Raw genomic sequence first — 19,793 nt, 5'->3', positions numbered from 1 at the left:
CTTACAAAAGGGATTGGATGTGGATTTATCACCACGTAAATTGCATCTCCGACCATGGTTTGGTCAGATCGCATTGGAGTAGTTGATGCGCTACCGCTCGGCGAATGAACGAAATATCCAACCGCAGATCATTGAGTAATTTGTTCATTACCTGCATTGACGCGGTGCGGACGTCTGTCGCGTCCAGAAGCGATTCGAATTCAGAAATTGGCGGCGGTGTGTCGAGCACCGGCATTAGAAAGCGAAGGTTCTGAGCCTGATTTCCAGGCCGGATGTCATCTTCTGTTAAAACTCGAAACGATAGGCCTCGTTTCCCGAAAAATCGATTAAGCTTCTCGGCTTTGCGAAGAAATTCCGACCGGGTCGCGGCCTTTCGAGTTTTCACCTCATCGACGTATTGAACGCCCTGTTCGACGATCAAGAAATCCGGTGTGTAACGTCTGGGTCGCCCTTCAAGATGGAACTGGATCGAGAACGGTTGGCTTTCGACGGATTCCGCCGCTTTCTTGAAGCGGATCAGATTCAGATAGTCGAGCTCGAGTGTGCTTTCGACCGCGTACACCCGACCGTAATGGCGGGAATAGGCCATATAAGAAGACCGAATCGGTGATTGTTTCACTAACTGACGTTGTTGCATGCTTCGCTCCAGTTTCGTTTGTTCGACATCATTGAATAGTTCAAAAATTAGCCAACGCAAAAATTTAAAGCGTTATAATTCAAAGACTTATTTATGGTTATGCAATGTTGCCGCCTGTCCGTTCACAGGTAAGTAACTAAATTGCAGAGCAAAACCGGACAAAAAATTTGGAAAAACTTGAGTTTTTTTGCGGAAAAGCCTCCGATTAATTATTGGTAATGTTTTAGAGCACACAGAGAAGGAAGTGATGTATGGACTACTCGACGGGCCCTTTGAGTACAGAAGAGATCGGACGTGTTGCGATGCACGATGGTGTAAAACAGGGGGCGCTTTCAGTCGTTAAAAAGAAGTTGGGCCACATTCTCGGCACAGGAAGAGATTCCGAAGTGCACCAAGTTGCAGAAGATGCCTTGAACGAGGTCACGGTGCATCTGTTGAATGCGATCCAAGCCGGCACCAGCTCATTGAAAGCCGAAGAAAGCGACGGTGAAGTCGATATTCTCAAGCACCCCGTTGCGCGTTACTTGATCTCTGGCGTTGCACATTACTGCAATGACCGGCTCAAAAGGTGGTCGGTTAACAACGAAAAAGGCCAGGTCGGCGCGCGAGCGAGGTACATCATTGACTCGGAGCTAGCTGATGACTCCGATTACTGGGATCAACACCTGAGTCACTCTGGAAGCTTGGCATCTTTGGACGATGACCGCGTCGATTCTTTGCTCGCAGCCAAGGGCTTGTCTGGGGAGGACATCGATTTGATCAAGCGGAACCTCGCGGGTTGGAGTTTTGTTGATCTGGCTGCGGAACACGGTGGCACTGCGGACAAGTATCGCCGTCGAATTCAGCGTGCTTTGGATAAAGCTGACATTGACCCGGAATTGCTTGGCTAAACGCGCGTTAGATGTGATGCGAGGTCGGAAGGTATCTCACTGGCCTCAGCTTCGCAGAGGAAGGCGCGAGCTTGATCTGAGGAAGGTTCTGCTGGCCCGCGAATTTCATAATCCAAGCAGTTGTCACACCGCTTTCCAATAGGAATACCTTTGATCTGTAACCGAGATGGGCTTCCCTTCGACTCCCGTTTGCCTCTTTCCTGCTACAGTATCTTTGATCAGTAGATGAGTTCAGAGACATAGAGGGAGTGAATTCATGAAGCAGCCAACTCGCCCAGAAGTTTCAGTGAGTCTCTCTGAACTGAAGGCAAATCCAATTGCGGCTGTGGAGTCTGGAAATGGATTTCCTGTTGCGGTTCTGATTCGAGAAAAGCCAGAATTTTATTGCGTTCCAGCAGACTTCTTTGAGGCGATGATTGAGCGAATTGAGGAACAAGAGCTTGTTCGGCTGATTGAATCGCGCCAATCCGAACCAAGCATTCCAGTGAACCTGGAAGATCTATAAGTTCATCCGTGAAATCGAACTGACACCTTTCCTTTGCCAATTGGTCGTGACTTTCTCAAATTGTTTCAATTTGCATCAGTCTAGCTTGGAATGCTTCTCGTCGGTGTTTGGCGACATGGCGATCGGATTGGGTTAGCTTCGGGTTTGTTTGCTAAAGAGGGGAAACCTATGGCTCTGTTAGCTGAAGAAATAGTTGAAGAGTGGCTAAACCGGCAAGGCTATTTCACGATTCGCGGTATTCGCCTTGGTGTCAACGAGGTTGACTTGGTGGCTGTAAAATTTTCGGAAGGCTCCGAAGTTACCTGCCGTCATATAGAAGTGCAGGCATCAATGCGGCCGGTCAGTTACATTTCCAAAGTTCCAAAAGCTGCAAGGAAATCTGGTCGCGCGCCAAATAGCGCCGCACGCTCCGAAGAAGAGCTGGTCCAAGGCGTAGCTGAGTGGGTGGAAGGCAAGTTCTTTGCGGCCAAAAAGCGAGCCCTGATGAAGACACTCTGTGGCGGTCAGTGGACGTCAGAATTGGTCATCAATAACGTTAAATCTGAAAAGGAAGTCGGTTTAATCTCAGATCATGGAATCACTATCCACCGCCTCTCTGATATGGTCCGCGAGCTAGACGATAGCTCAAAATTTCTTATAAAAAGCGCAGCCGGATCTGACTTTATCGATCTGCTTCAGATGGGTGCGAAAACGCAGCAAGAAAAGTAAGACTGACCTTTCCTAGCCGTCTCGACGTTTAGCCTCAGTGTAGGAAGAATTGCAGCCTGAATTGGAGAGAAGATAATGTTTAAATTTCGTACGGCTGTGCTTTTCAGCTTGGCTTGTCTGTTTTCCAGTGACGTTTGGTCTATTACCGGTGTTGAGATTTACCAAGGCTGTAGCGTCGCAGCCCAAGAAGATTTCACCTATGAGAGCCTACCGACAGCAAAGGCAATGTATGTTGGACACTGCTTGGGGCTGATAACTGGCTTTGTAGAGATGATTCGGCTTTATGAAGGCACAGAGGCGCCACCAGTGGCCTGCATCCCAGACAATGTAACCGTCTCAACGATTGTGGATGATGTTATAGATTTTCTAGATGAAAACAGGGCTCACTGGGATATGGACGCTTCTGTTTTGGTGATTATCGCTATCAAAAACAATTACCTATGCGGGGCTTAGAGCTTTTTTATCGGACTTTTATGACCAAGTAAGTTAATGTCGACTTTCTGGCCCACTTGGCTCCTGGTCGGGAGGCTGAGCGGGCATGCAGCCACAGTGCTCCCCTTTTCGGAGCGCGAATGTGTGAATCGAGTTGACGTTACCTATTGGTTATTCAAACCGTTGCTCTCGTTCCTCATCCTCCCGCTGTTCACGTTCTCTCTCGGATTCGATCAACTTAGCCAGTTTCTTAGAAACTGATTGAGCAGCCTGAGAGATTTCTGGGCGTTCGTGTTCGACCAACTCACCAATGGTATCCAATCGAGGTTGCATCACATTCGCTCGGCTACCGGACCAAGATGATGGAGTGACGCGTTCGGCGAATGCCTCCAGAACAGCTTCTGGCTCAGGAGAGGCCTCCAGGAACCTGATCGCTGACTCCGAAATGGTAGCTACTCCTCCCTGATCTTTATCCGTTGACCAAAGACTGATCCCCGCCGCGATAGACGCCCACAGGCTGTTATCGTTTTTAGCACGGCACCATTCAATCAAAAACTTCACATCGATTTTGGCAAGAGGAGATTGACGCAGGTCTCCATCGCGAAGAAAGAGCATTCGTCGATATTGTTCTTTTTCAGTGCCCTCGAAAACGCGTTTAAGAAACGCCTCGGGCATCAATGCAATAGTCGTCGCGATAGCACTTTCGAATGCATGAATGTAGCCATGGTGCTCATCAATAACCGCAACGATAGTGTCTAACCACTCCAGCTTTTCTGCTTCGTTCCCGTCTAACCGTAACGCGACACCGACGACGCGCTCCATGTCATAATCCATGGATCCGCCAGGGTCACTGTGTTCTCTCTGGAGTCTCTGGATCGCCGCCTTTAGGCCGACCAGTCGAAGGGCCGAACCAAGCGCATCCATAGCCCCCTCTTTGCAATGTAACTTCATGCTTAAAGAATCTAAAACCACGTCATCGCCGTTCGGTTTACTTAGGAGTCGCTGAGCAAGCTCAAGAACACGGCCTTCTGGCAAGTGGGAATACTCTTCTCGCCAAAGGATTAGTCCATACATTTGGGGGTGAATAACAGGATCATCGAGAAGCGCCATACAGCGATCCAAGTCAGTTTCTGTGAACGCCTTCCGTGGATGCAATCTGACCAATGCATTTCGAAGCTCAGGGTGCTGTGCGCACTGATCGAGTAGCTCCTGTGCTAGTGCAGGATCGACAACGTCAGCTTCTTCAATAAAGCCTCCAAAGACGGCAACATTTTTATTGGCTTCTGGCTGCTTCTCCAGTTGATTGATGAGCTGCTGCCAACCAACTCGCAGGTCATGACATCCCTTCGCTAACCCTCTCCCGAATGCGGTGCGATAGGGCATCCAATCGTTGGAGAACAAAGTGAGACCCAACTCGTCGATTTCGTAATCGGATGCTGCAAAGTCCTCCCCCAATTGGAGCGCCTTGGCTTCAAGTCGCTTTTCAGATTCGCGATACTTGTTGGCGTCCTCAGGATCAAAGTCGGCGTCTAGCGCCCAATAGTCGTGCCCCTTGCCGAGCACATATGCCATTATTGTTGGAACCAAGTCATCGGGTTCCAACTCTCTCTCCAATGCGGCAAGGTTATCTGGCAGCGGCTCGAAACCACCCTTGTCTTTGCGCTTAGAGTGATCGAACCGGATCGTTGATCGGATGGATTTCCAACCCTCGACCCAGGGCTGATGGGCATGTAGCTTTCGAGCTGCGTCGACGAGTTTGTCCCTCATCGCTTTTTGGTGCCATATCCCTCGAAACGCTTTCGCCAGGGTCTGTCTTGCGGGCCCCTCAAGATCAGGGTCGCCTGAGGTTCCCAATCGCACCGCAACGTCGATAAAGGCACTGCGCCACTCCACGAGTTCATCGTGGCTGGGTCGGAATCCAAAGTCTCTTGGCCGCGCGCCAAACTCGTTCATCCCATATCCTGTCCACGGCGGCCCAGCCAAGGCAGTCGAAAGCATCCTGAAGCCCAGCGACCTGCGTCCAGCCACGTCTGACCAAAGGCATTCATTCATGATTGCAATGCGCTGATGTAGAGCGGCATGGGTGCCAGACAGGTACGCCTGGAAAACTCTCGCGATCTTATCTCGAACCGCTTCGTAGTTGTTGTTCTCGTCTTCGAAGTCGGCTACTCGGATTAGGAGCCGGACGCAGCGGTCGAAGGCACCCGCTTCGTATGCCAACATCTGCAAAAGATTGAGAATGGTTGTCCGCTGTGGGTGGCGATGCGGTTCCATACCCTCAAAGTCAGGCGCGGTAAGCTCCGCTTCAATACGGTCGAGCAGTGCTTCAGGAGCAACCGGGCCGATATAGTTCAGCATTCGTGCTTCCATATCGTCCAGCGCTAGTATCTGCCCTAGCAGCCCATCTGGCTGGAGCCAAGCCTCAACGATTGCTTTCGCAACGAGGTGATCGTGCAACAGCCCCAACCTGTGTGCGAACGACATCAGCAAACGTTGACGGCCGGAGGCTTCAAAGGTCGCCCTGAGTTGATCAACTGGGATACTTTCAAGTGCCGATGCTGCAAGCTTGTTCGCAATGGCATGGGGCAGGATGGCACGCCAATGTCCCCTCTTCTGCACGACATGGCGGTCCAGCAGGATTTTTACGGATCGAAACAGTTGACGCTGGGAATGCCCCGAGATCGAACCCAGTACTCCCAATTCGTTGTAACCGTCCTCAAGGGTTGAGACAGAGAACGAATATACCAGAGACAGTATTTCAGCCTGTTCCCGAAGATTTTCGTCCGGATGATTACGCTGCTCAAACAAACGGTTAAACAACTGCGTGTCAGAAAGCTGAGCTAATCCCTCACCTTTCTCAACTCTCTCTGCGATTGCCAGGGATACCCTCGCATTCCCGTCAGCAAACTGGGCTATCCGGCGGGCGTTGATCTGACCGATATCGGGGAAGCGACGGATCAGAAGCTGCTCAGCCACCTCCGGTCCGACTGCCTCAATGTGGATTGCCTCGGTTGTCTGAGGCTTGTCGTCCCTGATGTCGTACTCAACGGTGATGAGGCTCACATCGCCGCTTGCGGCTGATACTTTGCTGGCCAGCGAAGAGTGCAATTCTGATGGGCAATTATCGAGAATGATGATGGCACGTCGGCCCTCATTAATTAGCCTGTCCAGAACAGCTGCCGCCGAAGGATCCGGATCAGCACCCGTATCGACATAGACGGCAATGGTCCTATCGAGAGCGTCTGAACCAACGCTCTCATCGAAGAGTGCCTGCACGATCCTCGTCTTCCCGACCCCGGATAAGCCCGTGATACGAATGGCCTTCTTGGTAGATCGAATTAGGTCCCGCATCGGATCGATTGCGTCTTCAATACTTAACTTCTGGCCCTGTTCTGACGGTAACGTGACCATCACGCCAGGGGCACAAATCAGGTTGTCAACGACATCATGTGGTGGATTGCTCCAAGCGCCATAGGGCTGCCAACCGGAGTATCCCTGGCCGAGCTTTCCTTTTGCCCACAGCATGATAGAAGGATGCTGTCGCAACCACTGAAGCAGCTTTGATCGGTCGTAAAAGTTCAGGTGAATATTGCCACTGTCGGGATCATCCTTAACGGCATCCCGCATAGCTTTTAGGCGATCTTTCAGCATGGGAGGGGAGCAATCATCACCCAAGCTGACGATAATGTAGCTTCCGCCCTTTGCAGCTTGGCCTGAGATTGTCGGTGACAGTTGGCCGTCGGCGGCCATCTCATTAGTGATCGAGGCCTTCGGCATCGAGTGCTTCTTGGCTTGTAGGATCGTATCAGCCTTAACAAGAAAGCCGGTGTTTAGCGTATCGACGGGAACCTGAAGATGGATATCAATTCCTCCGTCAGGCGCATTGATTGAACCTGACCAGCTTACCCATGCGGGGCTATGGCCATGCGCCGCCACTTCGGCCTCGGCGAGACGAGCAACTAACTCTTCGAGCTCAGTATCGGTCAGTCGGAGTAGATCATCTTTCTCTATGTCGAAAATTGCCACGCACTCACCTCAGTAGATCCTCCAGCGGTTTCACCCAGAGATAACCATCTAACTCAGCCAATCTGATGAAGTGTGCCTGTTGGAGCGCTTATTGTGAAAGGGCTTACCTTCAAACAACTTCGTGGATGCTTGTTGGTCGACCTGAATTTTCGCTTGAGCGAGGTCACCGACCGGCCACTTTCTGGGGGCCTGCCTCCGACCAAGTTACGTTTTCAATCCGACTCATTCAGTCGGGACTTGATGGTAGCGAGAGCATTAACGAGCTCGCGATCATGGTCTGAGTAAGCCGGCAGAAATTCTGCAATCGGAATCCACCAAGACTCCTCATCAGGAGCAACAACCGCAGCCTGATCATCCAGCAACAGTGCGTCAGTTCGGCCGCAGCGGGCCTTGTCTTTTATCGTACCGCTGGGATGGATGACAGGTAGGTCAAGGAACCAGATTGGCACCATTCCCTCTTCGACCAACAGGTTCCGAATCGTCTGTACTCGCTCTGAGCTGACGGATGTGTACAGCATCAGATTACAGGCCTCCGACACGTTCTCGAGAAAAGTATGGAGACCAGGCCTGGGAATTTGGGAGACGGCGTTGCTAATGAGCGTCCCTTCGAGATCCATGCAAAGAAGCGTTTTTTGCTTTTGTCCATTCATGGTTGAAACCTCGTTTTATGGCGTTCTTCGAGATCAGTGGGGTTGAGTTCCAAATCCCGAGCTTGGCCTCGCGCCAACGAGCCTACTCTTTTTGTAACTTTAGACTGGCGGATTTTCCAATCCTCGCATACACTGATGATTGCGTAAATATATGATTTAGAACGGGAAAATAATTTTAATTATGGAATGTCGTGAGCGTAGGAAAAGTTTTCGCGAGCGTTGATGACCAGAGAGCCAAGACATGAGCACAAAAGCTTCAATCTCCAGCGGTCCGAATTATTACCTCTATTACCAGGAGCTGCTCAGCGCTCAACCAGAGTCAGTTTTTCTAGAGCTGAATCATCCGCGGGAGTATCGATTCGAAAGAGAGACGTTCCAAGGCAAATCCTGGGATGTGCTTGTTGTTGAAATCCCATCTGAAGACATGGACAAGATCGCGATCGACTGGATCAAAAAGAGAAAACTCCAGGGTGCCGTCGGGGGACCCGAGGGTGCAGAGTGGGGTAGTCCGGACTGTCCTTGGGAGTAGCGGTGAGAATTGTTTGTATATCAGATACGCACAGCCTGCATGACAAAATGCTGCCCCTCCCGCAAGGGGATGTCCTGGTGCATGCGGGAGACTGCACCGGGTCAGGCTCTCTGCCGCAGCTCGATGACTTTACACGTTGGATGGGGTCTCAGCCGCACAAGCACAAGGTTCTCATCGCTGGTAATCACGACCACTGTTTTGTTCGATACCCCGACTGGTCCCGGGAAATGTGTGAGAAAAACGGAATCACCTACCTCCGTGGGGAAGCGGCAATGATTGGAGGATCAAAATTTTACGGCTTTCCTTGGCAGCCGGTCTTTCGGTGGATGAGCTTCAACGCGGAAGAGGGAGAGAGGTGGGGGCGACTGAAGCTTGTCCCGGAGGATACCGACGTACTTGTGACGCACGGACCAGCCTTGGGGATTTTCGACTGGATTCCGGATATCGGTGAACACGTTGGCTGCTATCCGCTTTTTAAGAAGATTGAGGAGCTGCCGCATCTAAGGGCTCACATCTGCGGCCATATCCACGAAAGTTATGGATTCGCGATTCGCGAAAGCGACGGCATTAAGTTTGCGAACGCGAGCACTTGTGACGCTCGCTACCGTCCAGTTAATCCGCCAATCATCATCGATCTCTGAGAGTTATGGCGCCGCTGCAAGGGGAGTGGAGTTTCATGATAACAACACAGATTGAACGGGAGCAGAGATGAAGATTGTGTTTATCGATATGGATGACACCCTGTGCGACTTTAAAGGCGCGTTTTCAAAAGCCCTAAAGATGAATCCAACTGTTCGGTACCCGCAGTCCCAATATCGATTCTTCGCCAATCTCCAACCAATTGAAGGTGCGATCGAAGCGGTAAAGCGCTTGGTCGATTCGGATGAATACGATCCCTACATCCTTTCTGCCCCCAGCACGAGAAATCCTCTCAGTTATGCCGAGAAGCGAGAATGGATTGAGCTTTATTTCGGATTCGACTTTTGCGAAAAGCTCATTCTATGCGCACACAAGGGGCTTCTTAAGGGAGACCTCTTAATCGACGACAACCATGAGGGCAAAGGCCAAGATCTTTTCGAGGGGGAGCTCATCCAATTCGGTAGTTGCGCTTACCCAAATTGGAAGCATGTTTGCACCCGACTTGGAATCTAGGGCTGGTTGGAGCCTTAAACCAAGATTCACCGCGAAGGGTAGTGGCGACGCTAAGACAGGGACTGACGAAACTCCTGCAAATGCGCTCACCGTGGGGCAGGCCAAGCAAGGGCTGGCACTTCACTTTGGGGTGAGCTCAGAACAAATCGATATTCAGGTACGCTTCTGATGGCAGCAGCGCCTCAAACAGTTGAGACATTGCCGCTACCACCGGTACGTTGTTAGCCGACATTTCAGTAAGACATGAATGACATAAAACTAGGTAAAGAGGTAGAGAATGAACGCGACTGAAGATGAACAGCACCAATTGGAAATGCTGGTGTCGAAGTACGATCAGCATCGTGCGCTGCGTGGTGAGTTAGTCTTTGGTGCCATAGATGACGAGGGGCGCCTCGATGTTGCCACTCCGTTCTTCGACGAAGCGGACTATGCCGAGTTCAAGAGCAGCGGACTGCGTGACGCATTGATTGGCCTACTGGACGACATGATGATCGGACGATCGAAGCAAGGCGTAGGGTGCGCACATGACGGCATTCTCCGGCTGAGTAGCAGCAAGACGGCACTGGAGTGGTTACCTGAAGGAGCTTCCCGCGATGCTGCTGACGCGCGTCGGGCTGACTGGAACCTAATTCCGTGGCTGATCGAACAGCTGGATCTCATTCAGCACGCAACTATCGAATGGAAGAAGGCCCGATCCGCCGAGAAGAACGATGGTGATACTGCTCGATGGAAAAAGGAGATCTGGCGGAGCCCCGACAAGAACCACGCGATAAAATCGGTACTTGCTGCCGAAGGACAGCGTCTCGGCTTTCAGGTATTACCAGCTGGCAGCCGTGGGGAGTGGCTTTATGACCTGGTCTGGCGGCGCCTGGATGCCAACCGTAACCTGACCTGCATGCCACTGGCGGTGGAGATCGAAATGTCAGACAGCAGTCTCGGAGGCATCCGTTACGACTTCAACAAGCTCCTTCAGGCCCACGCAAACCACAAGCTGATGGTCTTCCAGGTGAAAACTGAAGGCGAGGTTGAGTCGACCTTCGAGCGTTTGGAAGAGTCCATTCAGGTCTACCCCCATTCGGCATCCTGTCGATATCTCCTGTGTGGCTGGAATACCCAGCAGAATGCTTTTTCCTTCAAAACGCGAGAAGTAGCAAGCATTTGATGAATCCTGCAAAGGCTTGGCAGTTTCGACTCCGAGCCTTTGTCCTTTTTGGCACGAACGTTTTTACCCTTCATTCAGATAGACTGTAAACAAGCGGTCGTTTATTGGACGCTTGGACAGTTCTCGGAAAACCCATCAGATTGCTATTGTTGTGTGTTCAAAATCACGTACAGAAATCTATGATTAGAAAAGGTGCGTTTGATGATCAAAGACTACTAGTGGCCAATGCACTCGGGGTAAGTCCAGAGTCTTTTTAGAGGAGCCCGCAGTAACGGGGTAGAACCCGACGACTACCCAAGCCTGTGTGCCAGAGGACTAATGGGTCTGGGGCATTGCGTGGGGACAGTTGGGCCAATAATGCCAAATTAAGCGCCAGTCTCTACTTCAACATCATCATCACCACTTTCCAGTGAGATGTTGTCAAAGTTAATTCGAACGAAACTCAATAGGTGTTGGACGGTTATTTGGTCCGCCCTAGCTGCAAAGAGAACGTCGCCGTTATCGATCGCACTGCCAATTCCAGCATCTTCGAGTTGATATATAAACCCTTCAACAACGTCTATGGCAGCTGCCACTTTTTCATTGGGCGTATCAGCTTCTAGCAGCGCAAACAGTTCAAATTCGTAAGAGGTTTCTTCATGGTAGGAATTAAGCCTGACGTATACCGCTCTCACAAAATTCTGACCAATTTGATCTAGCTGCTGTGTGAACTCGCCTGAGAGGTCATTGAATATGGCATTGAAGGCATCTGGTAGGGCTGTCCTGCGATACCTTAAGGCCCTCCAGTGGGGCAGGGTTCTCTTCGTAAGATCAGGTAGCTCCCTAATATCCGCTTGAGAAATGATTTCCCATAGGACGTCCTTGGCAACGTGAACAAGGTTGCTTACTTTGGCCTCAAACCAACAACCTTCCTCGATCTCAAAGTGAATTTTCCGTGCACTGTACGCGAATGTGCTGCCAGAGTGAGGCGCCTTAATTGGCGTGCAAACTGCGAGTTCAACCAGGGGATCAGTATTATCATTACCGCAGGCGATATCACAGTCCTGAGAAATCACTACCAGTATGTCTTTGTCCGTGATCCGATTGTTTTTTTTCCACTCACGACGTTTTTCATCAGGTCTACTGGTGATCCAGTACTTTCGCGACTCCTCGTCAATCGTAGAAGCAGGAAAATAGCACCCTTGGCGAAGTCCCAAGTCGTGCAAAAGTTTTTGACCATTTGAGGGCATAGGGCTTTAGGTCGAGGAGGTGAGTTCGTTCAAAGTCTGAGAGTAAAGGTGACTGTTCTTAGCCTCCGACTTTGTCATTCTGTCTGCTAACTCCCTTGCCATATTTTCAATCGCTCTTCCATCAAGTGTGCTGCTGGATAGCAAATCAAACAGGGATTTACCATTTGGCCCCAATACATTTTTAGCTAACGGGCCTGGGCTCTTGGGGAGTATTTGATTTACAGACTTGATGAGGGCATACACCTCCATGGAGCGCTCTTTAGTGCTTTTGTTCATCGTATTCTGAGCTTCTGCGCTCTTTTGGTAAGCGTAAAGGGTCTGTCGCGATACCTGGAGAATCGCAGCAATGTCTTTGGTGGGTAACCCTAGGCTTAGTTTTAGATCGGCAATTACGTCAGTAATCCCAACTGAACTTTCAGCTTTAGTCTCTTTCGCTGGTTCATTTGACTCGTTGGACTGAATAATACGAGCACCCGAATGCGGAAATATAACGTGGCGTCCGACGCGGGCACCTGTTCCGAAAAAACCAAGCTGCTCAAGTTCTAAAAAGCGATTCTGATCTTGGGTTTCAATTTGGTTCAATGCTGTACATGCGTTTGAGTATGTTTCGTATGACCTATTGATTGGTTGAGGTTGTCCTGACGACCATGTCATTTTTCTTATCCTCTTCAATCTGAGTTTCGCCCCATTCACGTTTTGCAGTAGCCGTAATGGAACTCCAAAATACATTGCTGGTGGCGTTGTAGAGTGAGCTTAGCTTCTCTTTGACAAGTTCCAAGCTCATTGCAGGGTTATCTTGGAAAAAGTGCACGTGGTCAATGTCCAAAATGCCGTAAGTGTCGGCATCCATATGCGCCCACCAAGTCTGACCTGCAATTTTGAGTGTGCAATTGTTGTCCGGTTCCAGCAGGTTATTGGGCAGAACCTTTCTAACTTGGCCTTCTTGAGGCGGAATTTCTTCGAACCCTACAGTCATTTCGCTACCGAGTGCGGTTTGGGAGCGGGACATCATCAAGCCTTGCAGTTTTCGGGCGCCTGGGAGCATACCTAATCTGGCGGGCAGCATCCCTTCTTGAATGTAGTCAGAAAGTTTTGACCCGGGTGCTGGCGCGATTACATCGACGTAGCGTAGCCCAATTCTCTTAATAAGTACTTTCTTCGTTTGATCGACGACTTCGAGAAAAGCAGTAAGTATATCAAAATACTCATCTTTTAGCTCTTCGAAGGTGCTGTAGTTTGCTGTCTTGAGAATTATAGCGTTCTCTGAGACTTCCACGAGTTCCCTTTGCGAAGCTGATCGAAATACACGCCGTGGAGTAATCAATTCCTTGGGGGAGGCGGTCTGATTGCCTGGATTAAACTGGGCGCTAATCTCCAGTACTCGATGCTCGCTCCTAATATAGTCTTGGAAGCCGAGGTCGATCATACGACTCTGTATGGCGTCTTCTATCTGGGGGTCGCTGAGTTTAAGCGCTGGGCAGCGTGAAATCTCCAGATGTATGACGGTATGCACCAGCGGGGCTTTCTTAAGAATTTTTTTCACAACCCTCCCCTCAATTTAATGCAGTGCTTGTCACAACATTTTGGGACGTTCATTTTACAGATTATTTGACACTCTCCAAGCATCATAGCGGATATTGCTGTAACTGCTAACAGAAAAAGGGTTACAGGTCCTTAATGGCTCAAAAAAGAGGGACAACAGCTGCGGAGGATCAGTTAGTTTTGCCTGTCTGATCGAAAAAATAATCAGATAATTTCCGAAAGTTTGATTGATGATAGAGGACATCCACGACCGCGTTCATTGCAAGGCGGAGGTCTGTCGAATTAACCAGCCACGAATCGTGGTTCGGCACGACATGCGAGTCTAAGAACTGCTGAGCAGCGGGCATGCAAGTTGATGAAATGCAAAGGCCAAACTGAGCGCGCTAAAAGTTCAGACTTTAAAACCGTGGACACAACTTGGACACAGGTCAACAAAAAAGGCCTGCGTTCTCATGTAAGCCTCCAAGAATATGGCCTGCCGGAAAGAATTTGAACCTATGGCCTTTCCTCCGGAGGGCAGACAACAGCGCTCCTGAGCTCTTGTTCATTAAAAAGGCTTGTTCATTATTAATGAACAGTGCTATTTTGTGAACATAATGTTTGGAGAGGCTATGAAACCACCAATCAACGAGCGCGAATTTCTAAGCCAGGCAATCCGCGCGTTCCATCAAGAAACAGGTTTAGAGTTACACCCTACTGTCGAGAGTGAAGTGATGCCTTACTCTGATGGCTTCATTCTTGAACTGGGCGATACGGGTATCCAGTACAGCGTTGAGCTGAAGCGCTGGGCGCAGCAGGCGAATATAGGCACTATTGTCGCTCAGCTACGACGAATGCCGCCGCCCGCATTGCTGGTCGCTGATTACGTAAACCCGAATATGGCAGACCGTCTTCGAGAAGCCGGCGCACAGTTCATTGACGCCGCCGGCAATGCCTATCTGAACGAAAAGACATTCTTCGTCTTTGTAAAAGGTAATCGCAAAACGCCGGTCCATGCATCACCAAGGAAAACCTCCCGAGCCTTCAATTCATCTGGTTTAAAGCTGATTTTCAGTTTTCTAACGGACACTCATCTGGTCGGTGAAACCTACCGAAGAATGGCAGAAGTTAGCGGTGTTTCCCTTGGTGCCATTGGCTGGGTTCTGAATGACCTGAAAGACAAGGGCTATGTCCGAGAACATGGAAAGAAGGGCGTAAGGTCACTTGAGAACCCTATGGGACTGCTTGATCGCTGGGCCGAGTCTTACCCGGAAAAACTGCTACCCGAGTTGGACATGGGGCTATTTCAGGCAACATCTGCGATGCCGTGGAAGAACATCCGGCCGGAGCTTCTGGGTGGGTGTTGGGGCGGGGAAGTTGCCGTCTCTCGACTGGGCAACTATCTGTCGCCTGCTCAGGGGACTATTTATCTGCCCCGAGAAAAACTGAAAAACTTGGTAATGGAGTATAGGCTTCGTAAAAGCCCGGACAACTCACCCAATACGTCCGAGACATTGCAGATCAACGAGAAATTCTGGCTCGATGATTCACTCAACGTAAACCAAACTCTTGGGATTGCCCCAGATTTTCTTGTCTATGCTGACCTCCTGATGACCGGCGACCCTCGTAACCTGGAAGCAGCGGAGCGGCTTTATGCCCAGATTAAAAATCGAATCCAAGAATATTGATCCGATTCAATTGGACACCTACGGAGCCATCAAGCGTGTTGCCGTGGATCAGGATGTGCCTTTCATCATTGTCGGCGCCTCCGCCCGTGATCTGGTAATGCATCACGCCTATGGAGCACCCATTCAACGGGCAACAATGGATATCGATCTCGCCGTTCAGGTCCCGGATTGGACTGATTTTGAACGCATCCGCGACAGTCTGATTCGCCAAGGTTATACCAAAACCGATCTCCCTCATCGTTTGCACGGCCCGAACGGCGCACCGATCGACATTCTTCCTTTTGGAGCTGTTGAAAGTGATGATTCAGTTATTCAATGGCCGCCTTCTGGGGATGTGCAGATGAGCGTGGTCGGTTTCCAGGATGCACTGGATAACGCCGACTGGTTGACGATAGCAGCAGAGCCAGAGCTGGAATTGCCTGTCGCCAGCCCCCAGGGGTTGGCCCTTCTGAAACTGGTCGCCTGGTCAGAGAGAGATGCGCAAACAAGACGCAAAGACGCGGCCGATATCGCTTATCTGGCATCCAACTATGAAAATATTCCTGGCCAGATGGATCGGCTTTTCGAACAGCATGAAAGCATTCTTGAGGCCCACGGCTGGGATACGAGACTTGCGGGCGCTCAGTTGCTTGGAAAGGAAACAGAACAGATTGCCAGTGAATCAACGATGAAAGTCCTGCGACGCTTGCTCAATAAGGATCTGATTGCCAACCTGACAAGGGATTCGGGCAACGCGTGCGGCGATGCCACCGAAGAAATCGTGTCAGCGTTTATTGGTGGACTTTTTGGCTCAGAGGTAACGAATGTACAGAATTGACTCAGAAGCCAACCGCATAACACCACTGGCGGTAAAACGCTTCTCAGAACTCAAAATCTCCGAGCGAAATCACTTGCAGGAATGGCTCGAAAACGCTCCCGAAGCCTTCGGCGAAGAGCTTCTGATCATCCAGAAAGAATTCGACGGTTTCGACGATACCCTTGAACGCCTTGATCTACTCGCTCTCGACAAGGACGGCAACTTGGTCATTATCGAAAATAAGCTGGATGACTCCGGTCGGGATGTGGTCTGGCAGGCGCTGAAGTACGCCAGCTACTGCGCGAATCTGAGCCGTGCCCAGGTCATTGATATCTATCAGCGGTATCTCAACCAGAATTTCAGGCCCAGCGACTCAGAACCGCTGAACGCGGAAGAAAAACTTTCTGAATTTCTTGGCGTGGAGGATCTCAAAGAAGCCAGCATCAACCGCACCCGTTCCCAACGCCTGATCTTTGTGGCGGCTAAATTCCGCAAAGAAGTCACCAATGTGGTGTTATGGCTCAGCCAGTTCGAAATCGCCTGCCAGTGCTTCAAAGTGACGCCTTACGCCTCTGGAGACGATCTTTTCCTGAACGTCGAACAGATTATTCCGACGCCCGAATCCCGCGACTTTATGGTGGGCATGGCGGTGAAGGAAGCTGAGGAAAAGTCCGTATCGGATGAACTCAGAAACAGCCAGCGGCTGAGGTTAAGGTTTTGGGAGCAAGCGCTAGAAAAAATAAAACACAGCGAATGCTCCCTGTACGACAACATCAACCCCGGAAAGGACCACTGGCTATCTGCGTCAACCGGTATCTCCTCAGTGAGCTACGTTTTGATCTTTGCCAAGAAAGAAATCCGGGTGGAACTGACCTTCCAGCGTGCAGACGCCGACGAAAATACGTTCATGTTCGAGTTCATGAAAGAGCGTAAAGCAGATATCGAGGCTGAATTTGGTCAGCCGCTTATCTGGGCGGATCTGCCCGAGCGAAAAGCCTGCCGAATTCAATACGCGAAAGCAGTGGACGGTTACGATGAGGACAACTGGCCTGCCATGATTGATTGGCTGGTGGAGCACATCGTCCGATTTGAGAAAACATTGAGAAAACCGCTTAAAGACGCTGGCGCTGCCTTAAAAACGAGAGCTGGCTGAATTCAAGCACCGGCACTGATACCCCAGTATTTTCACATCCAAAGAGAACCAACGCAGTCATGATCACCGGCGAACTAAAATCCAAAATCGACAAAATCTGGGACACTATGTGGTCCGGCGGCATTTCAAACCCCATTTCCGTGGTGGAACAGCTCACCTATCTGCTGTTCATCAAGCGCCTGGACGAGTTGCACACGCTTAAGGAGCGCAAGGCCCAGCGCCTTGGCCAGGCAATTGAAGAGCCGGTCTTCGCCAGCGATCAGGACCACCTGCGCTGGTCCCGCTTCAAAGACGCCGCGCCGGAGAGCATGTTCAATACGGTAAAGGACGAGGTCTTCCCGTTTATCAAAACCCTGGGTAACAAAGGTGAAGACGATGGCGAGGGTGGTAGCACCTACACCCACCACATGAAAGACGCGCTGTTCCTCATGCCGAAACCTCAGCTGCTGGCGAACGTGGTGGACCAGCTCGACAGCATCGACATGTCCGACGCCGACACCAAGGGCGACCTTTACGAATATATGCTGGGCAAAATCGCCAGCGCAGGTCAGAACGGCCAGTTCCGCACCCCGCGCCACATCATCAAACTGATGGTGGATATGACGGCACCCACACCCAAGGACGTGATCTGCGACCCGGCCTGCGGCACGGCGGGTTTTCTGGTGGCCGCCTCCGAATACATCCAGCAGCACCACAGCGAAGCCATCTACAAGGATGAGGATGCCCGCCACCGGTTCAACGAATCCACCTTCCACGGCTACGACTTCGACACCACCATGCTGCGAATCGGCAGCATGAACATGCTGCTGCACGGCGTGGAGAACCCGGATATCAACTACAAGGATTCTCTGGCCCAGGCGGATGACGCGGATGAAGAAAAGTACTCGTTGATACTTGCGAATCCGCCCTTTGCCGGCAGCCTCGATTACGAGTCCACCGCGAAAGATTTACTGCAAACGGTAAAGACGAAAAAGACCGAACTGCTGTTTATCGCTTTGTTCCTACGCCTGTTGAAAACCGGCGGCCGCGCAGCGGTCATCGTGCCGGACGGGGTGCTGTTCGGTTCTTCCAAGGCCCATAAAAGCATTCGGAAAATGCTGGTGGAGGAGCATAAGTTGGATGCCGTTGTGGCCATGCCGTCTGGAGTATTCAAACCTTATGCAGGCGTCTCTACCGCCATCCTTTTTTTCACCAAAACCAATTCCGGAGGCACGGACAACGTCTGGTTCTACAACATGCAGGCGGACGGCTTCTCCCTGGATGACAAGCGCACCCCGCAGGCAGATAAAACTGACCTGCCTGATCTGCTGGCCCGCTGGCAAAACCGAGCAAACGAAGAGGGGCGCAAGCGCACCGAGCAAAGTTTTCTGGTGCCCCGCGAAGAAATTGCTGGCAACGACTATGACCTGTCGATCAACCGCTACACGGAAGTGGAGTACGAGTCGGTGGAATATGATCCGCCGGGGGTGATTCTGGAGCGGTTGGCGAAGTTAGAAGAGGAAATATCTGAAGGCCGTAAAGAGTTAGAGGCGCTGCTGAGATGAGTTCAATGCTTAAGGCAATAGGCGATCTCGTCAGCAAATGTGAAACTTGGAATCCAGCTTACAAGGGCCAGGATGACTTTGAGTACATTGATCTTTCCTCAGTGGACAAGGATGCAAAGGTTATTTCCGCGACTGAGGTTATCCCATGCTCAGAAGCGCCCAGCCGGGCTAGGCAAATTGTAAAAGAAGGGGATGTTCTAGTATCGACGGTCCGTCCTAATTTGAATGGTGTTGCTAAAGTTGAGGGCCGTCATACCGGAGCAACTGCATCTACGGGGTTCTGTGTATTGAGGCCTAATCCAGATAGTCTGGATACGAATTACCTCTTCCATTGGGTGAAGTCTCCAGCCTTCATCCAAAGGATGGTCGATGTGGCCTCGGGCGCCAATTACCCTGCGGTTTCTGACAAGAAAGTTAAGGGATCACCCATTCCAGTTCCTCCCCTGGAAGAACAAAAGCGCATTGCTGAAATTCTGGATGCGGCGGATGCTCTGCGGGCCAAGCGCCGCGAGTCCCTCGCCCAACTCGAATCGCTCCTGCAATCCACCTTTCTGGATATGTTTGGCGATCCGGCAAGTTGCGAGTCCCAGTGGGACAGGTGTGTCTTAGGAGATGTAGTTGAGTTCGCAAAAGACGGCCCTCATGTCAGCCCGGAGTATTCGGAAGAAGGGATTCCATTCCTTTCAGCGCGACACGTTAGACCCGGTAAAATAATCTGGGAAGACCTCAAACACGTCTCTCAGGAAGAAGCCCAGCGTCAATGGAAAAAATGCAGGCCCCAAGAAGGCGACATTCTCTACACGAAAGGCGGGACAACAGGGGTCGCCGCCACTGTCACAACTCCTGAGCCTTTTGCGATATGGGTTCATGTTGCGTTACTTCGGCCGTTAACCAACCTGGTACACCCAATGTGGTTAGAGGCTATGCTGAATACAGAATATTGCTACCAGCAATCTCAAAAATACACTCACGGAATTGCAAACCGAGATCTCGGACTGAAGAGGATGGTCAAAATTGACATGTACCTGCCTCCATTGGAGCTACAGACTAGGTTTGTTGGCGTTGCAAAGCGAATTCTCCGGGAAAGGCAGCGTTATCTAGATCATTTGGGGGAGCTGAATTCCCTGTTTCTGTCTCTTCAAAGTCGAGCCTTCGTGGGAGAAGCCTAGTC

General features: G+C 50.8%; 19 protein-coding genes. 13 read left to right on the top strand and 6 right to left on the bottom strand.

Translation table 11 applies throughout. From position 1 onward, the window contains the following. Positions 1–28: 28 nt before the first annotated feature. Positions 29–637: a TnsA endonuclease N-terminal domain-containing protein gene (locus KFJ24_RS14770; RefSeq protein ID WP_250831848.1), complete on the bottom strand. Its 609-nt coding sequence runs from the start codon at positions 635–637 to the stop codon at positions 29–31. Between the two features lie 251 nt (positions 638–888). Between KFJ24_RS14770 and KFJ24_RS14765 the strand changes: the two genes are divergently transcribed. The 4 genes from KFJ24_RS14765 to KFJ24_RS14750 all read left to right on the top strand — a co-directional run bounded on the left by KFJ24_RS14765 (position 889) and on the right by KFJ24_RS14750 (position 3,193). Then, entirely contained in the window at positions 889–1,527 is a 639-nt protein-coding gene (locus tag KFJ24_RS14765) for a hypothetical protein (protein ID WP_250831847.1), read from the top strand. Positions 1,528–1,783: 256 nt separating this feature from the next. Further along, a complete protein-coding gene (locus tag KFJ24_RS14760) occupies positions 1,784–2,032 on the top strand; it encodes a type II toxin-antitoxin system Phd/YefM family antitoxin (RefSeq protein ID WP_250831846.1) in 249 nt (82 codons plus the stop codon). A 168-nt stretch (positions 2,033–2,200) separates the two neighbouring features. Further along, on the top strand, positions 2,201–2,740 hold the full coding sequence (locus tag KFJ24_RS14755) for a hypothetical protein (RefSeq protein WP_250831845.1): 540 nt from the start codon (positions 2,201–2,203) through the stop codon (positions 2,738–2,740). Between the two features lie 75 nt (positions 2,741–2,815). After that, a complete protein-coding gene (locus KFJ24_RS14750; RefSeq protein ID WP_250831844.1) occupies positions 2,816–3,193 on the top strand; it encodes a Rap1a/Tai family immunity protein in 378 nt (125 codons plus the stop codon). Between the two features lie 150 nt (positions 3,194–3,343). Here the strand turns inward: KFJ24_RS14750 and KFJ24_RS14745 are convergent, their stop codons facing one another. Together KFJ24_RS14745 and KFJ24_RS14740 are read right to left on the bottom strand one after the other, a co-directional pair. Then, positions 3,344–7,198 (bottom strand): hypothetical protein, encoded by a 3,855-nt coding sequence (locus KFJ24_RS14745; protein WP_250831843.1) that lies wholly within the window; start codon positions 7,196–7,198, stop codon positions 3,344–3,346. Positions 7,199–7,410: 212 nt separating this feature from the next. Then, positions 7,411–7,815 carry an NIF family HAD-type phosphatase gene (locus KFJ24_RS14740; protein ID WP_250832663.1) on the bottom strand — a complete coding sequence of 135 codons (405 nt, stop codon included), beginning with the start codon at positions 7,813–7,815 and terminating at the stop codon, positions 7,411–7,413. Between the two features lie 274 nt (positions 7,816–8,089). Between KFJ24_RS14740 and KFJ24_RS14735 the strand changes: the two genes are divergently transcribed. From KFJ24_RS14735 to KFJ24_RS14720, 4 genes are all read left to right on the top strand, one after another. After that, on the top strand, positions 8,090–8,377 hold the full coding sequence (locus KFJ24_RS14735) for a hypothetical protein (RefSeq protein ID WP_250831842.1): 288 nt from the start codon (positions 8,090–8,092) through the stop codon (positions 8,375–8,377). 2 nt (positions 8,378–8,379) lie between these two features. Beyond that, entirely contained in the window at positions 8,380–9,018 is a 639-nt protein-coding gene (locus KFJ24_RS14730; RefSeq protein WP_250831841.1) for a metallophosphatase domain-containing protein, read from the top strand. A gap of 67 nt (positions 9,019–9,085) precedes the next feature. Beyond that, positions 9,086–9,529, top strand: coding sequence for a 5' nucleotidase, NT5C type (locus KFJ24_RS14725; RefSeq protein ID WP_250831840.1), 444 nt, complete (start codon positions 9,086–9,088; stop codon positions 9,527–9,529). Positions 9,530–9,806: 277 nt separating this feature from the next. Then, on the top strand, positions 9,807–10,691 hold the full coding sequence (locus KFJ24_RS14720) for a hypothetical protein (RefSeq protein ID WP_250831839.1): 885 nt from the start codon (positions 9,807–9,809) through the stop codon (positions 10,689–10,691). Positions 10,692–11,056: 365 nt separating this feature from the next. Here the strand turns inward: KFJ24_RS14720 and KFJ24_RS14715 are convergent, their stop codons facing one another. From KFJ24_RS14715 to KFJ24_RS14705, 3 genes are read right to left on the bottom strand one after another with little or no spacing between them, the layout of a single operon-like run. Then, positions 11,057–11,896 (bottom strand): hypothetical protein, encoded by an 840-nt coding sequence (locus KFJ24_RS14715; protein ID WP_250831838.1) that lies wholly within the window; start codon positions 11,894–11,896, stop codon positions 11,057–11,059. Positions 11,897–11,926: 30 nt separating this feature from the next. Beyond that, a complete protein-coding gene (locus KFJ24_RS14710) occupies positions 11,927–12,574 on the bottom strand; it encodes a hypothetical protein (protein WP_250831837.1) in 648 nt (215 codons plus the stop codon). Then, positions 12,537–13,463: a TIGR04255 family protein gene (locus tag KFJ24_RS14705; protein WP_250831836.1), complete on the bottom strand. Its 927-nt coding sequence runs from the start codon at positions 13,461–13,463 to the stop codon at positions 12,537–12,539. Before KFJ24_RS14705 ends, KFJ24_RS14710 begins: the two co-directional genes overlap by 38 nt. A 610-nt stretch (positions 13,464–14,073) precedes the next feature. On the opposite strand from KFJ24_RS14705, the gene KFJ24_RS14700 reads away from it, so the two are divergent. The 5 genes from KFJ24_RS14700 to KFJ24_RS14680 are packed head-to-tail and all read left to right on the top strand — an operon-like array spanning position 14,074 to position 19,791. Next, complete coding sequence (locus tag KFJ24_RS14700; RefSeq protein WP_250831835.1) at positions 14,074–15,129, top strand: type IV toxin-antitoxin system AbiEi family antitoxin; 1,056 nt, start codon at positions 14,074–14,076, stop codon at positions 15,127–15,129. 43 nt (positions 15,130–15,172) lie between these two features. After that, the gene (locus tag KFJ24_RS14695) at positions 15,173–15,946 is read left to right on the top strand and encodes a nucleotidyl transferase AbiEii/AbiGii toxin family protein (RefSeq protein WP_250831834.1); all 774 of its coding nucleotides are present in this window, start codon (positions 15,173–15,175) and stop codon (positions 15,944–15,946) included. Further along, on the top strand, positions 15,933–17,078 hold the full coding sequence (locus KFJ24_RS14690) for a DUF4268 domain-containing protein (RefSeq protein ID WP_250831833.1): 1,146 nt from the start codon (positions 15,933–15,935) through the stop codon (positions 17,076–17,078). The genes KFJ24_RS14695 and KFJ24_RS14690 overlap by 14 nt, the downstream gene beginning before the upstream one ends. A 59-nt stretch (positions 17,079–17,137) precedes the next feature. After that, complete coding sequence (locus KFJ24_RS14685; protein ID WP_250831832.1) at positions 17,138–18,622, top strand: type I restriction-modification system subunit M; 1,485 nt, start codon at positions 17,138–17,140, stop codon at positions 18,620–18,622. Beyond that, the gene (locus tag KFJ24_RS14680) at positions 18,619–19,791 is read left to right on the top strand and encodes a restriction endonuclease subunit S (RefSeq protein WP_250831831.1); all 1,173 of its coding nucleotides are present in this window, start codon (positions 18,619–18,621) and stop codon (positions 19,789–19,791) included. Before KFJ24_RS14685 ends, KFJ24_RS14680 begins: the two co-directional genes overlap by 4 nt. Positions 19,792–19,793 lie beyond the last annotated feature (2 nt).

The organism is Marinobacter sediminum (assembly GCF_023657445.1).
Classification (GTDB): Bacteria; Pseudomonadota; Gammaproteobacteria; order Pseudomonadales; family Oleiphilaceae; genus Marinobacter; species Marinobacter sediminum_A.
This window is presented reverse-complemented; position numbering and strand designations above follow the sequence as displayed.

Bases quoted from the DNA above. Each gene is read 5' to 3' on its own strand.
- KFJ24_RS14770 (WP_250831848.1), bottom strand. From the start codon at position 637: ATGCAACAACGTCAGTTAGTGAAACAATCACCGATTCGGTCTTCTTAT.
- KFJ24_RS14765 (WP_250831847.1), top strand. From the start codon at position 889: ATGGACTACTCGACGGGCCCTTTGAGTACAGAAGAGATCGGACGTGTT.
- KFJ24_RS14760 (WP_250831846.1), top strand. From the start codon at position 1,784: ATGAAGCAGCCAACTCGCCCAGAAGTTTCAGTGAGTCTCTCTGAACTG.
- KFJ24_RS14755 (WP_250831845.1), top strand. From the start codon at position 2,201: ATGGCTCTGTTAGCTGAAGAAATAGTTGAAGAGTGGCTAAACCGGCAA.
- KFJ24_RS14750 (WP_250831844.1), top strand. From the start codon at position 2,816: ATGTTTAAATTTCGTACGGCTGTGCTTTTCAGCTTGGCTTGTCTGTTT.
- KFJ24_RS14740 (WP_250832663.1), bottom strand. From the start codon at position 7,815: ATGGATCTCGAAGGGACGCTCATTAGCAACGCCGTCTCCCAAATTCCC.
- KFJ24_RS14735 (WP_250831842.1), top strand. From the start codon at position 8,090: ATGAGCACAAAAGCTTCAATCTCCAGCGGTCCGAATTATTACCTCTAT.
- KFJ24_RS14725 (WP_250831840.1), top strand. From the start codon at position 9,086: ATGAAGATTGTGTTTATCGATATGGATGACACCCTGTGCGACTTTAAA.
- KFJ24_RS14720 (WP_250831839.1), top strand. From the start codon at position 9,807: ATGAACGCGACTGAAGATGAACAGCACCAATTGGAAATGCTGGTGTCG.
- KFJ24_RS14710 (WP_250831837.1), bottom strand. From the start codon at position 12,574: ATGACATGGTCGTCAGGACAACCTCAACCAATCAATAGGTCATACGAA.
- KFJ24_RS14700 (WP_250831835.1), top strand. From the start codon at position 14,074: ATGAAACCACCAATCAACGAGCGCGAATTTCTAAGCCAGGCAATCCGC.
- KFJ24_RS14690 (WP_250831833.1), top strand. From the start codon at position 15,933: ATGTACAGAATTGACTCAGAAGCCAACCGCATAACACCACTGGCGGTA.
- KFJ24_RS14685 (WP_250831832.1), top strand. From the start codon at position 17,138: ATGATCACCGGCGAACTAAAATCCAAAATCGACAAAATCTGGGACACT.
- KFJ24_RS14680 (WP_250831831.1), top strand. From the start codon at position 18,619: ATGAGTTCAATGCTTAAGGCAATAGGCGATCTCGTCAGCAAATGTGAA.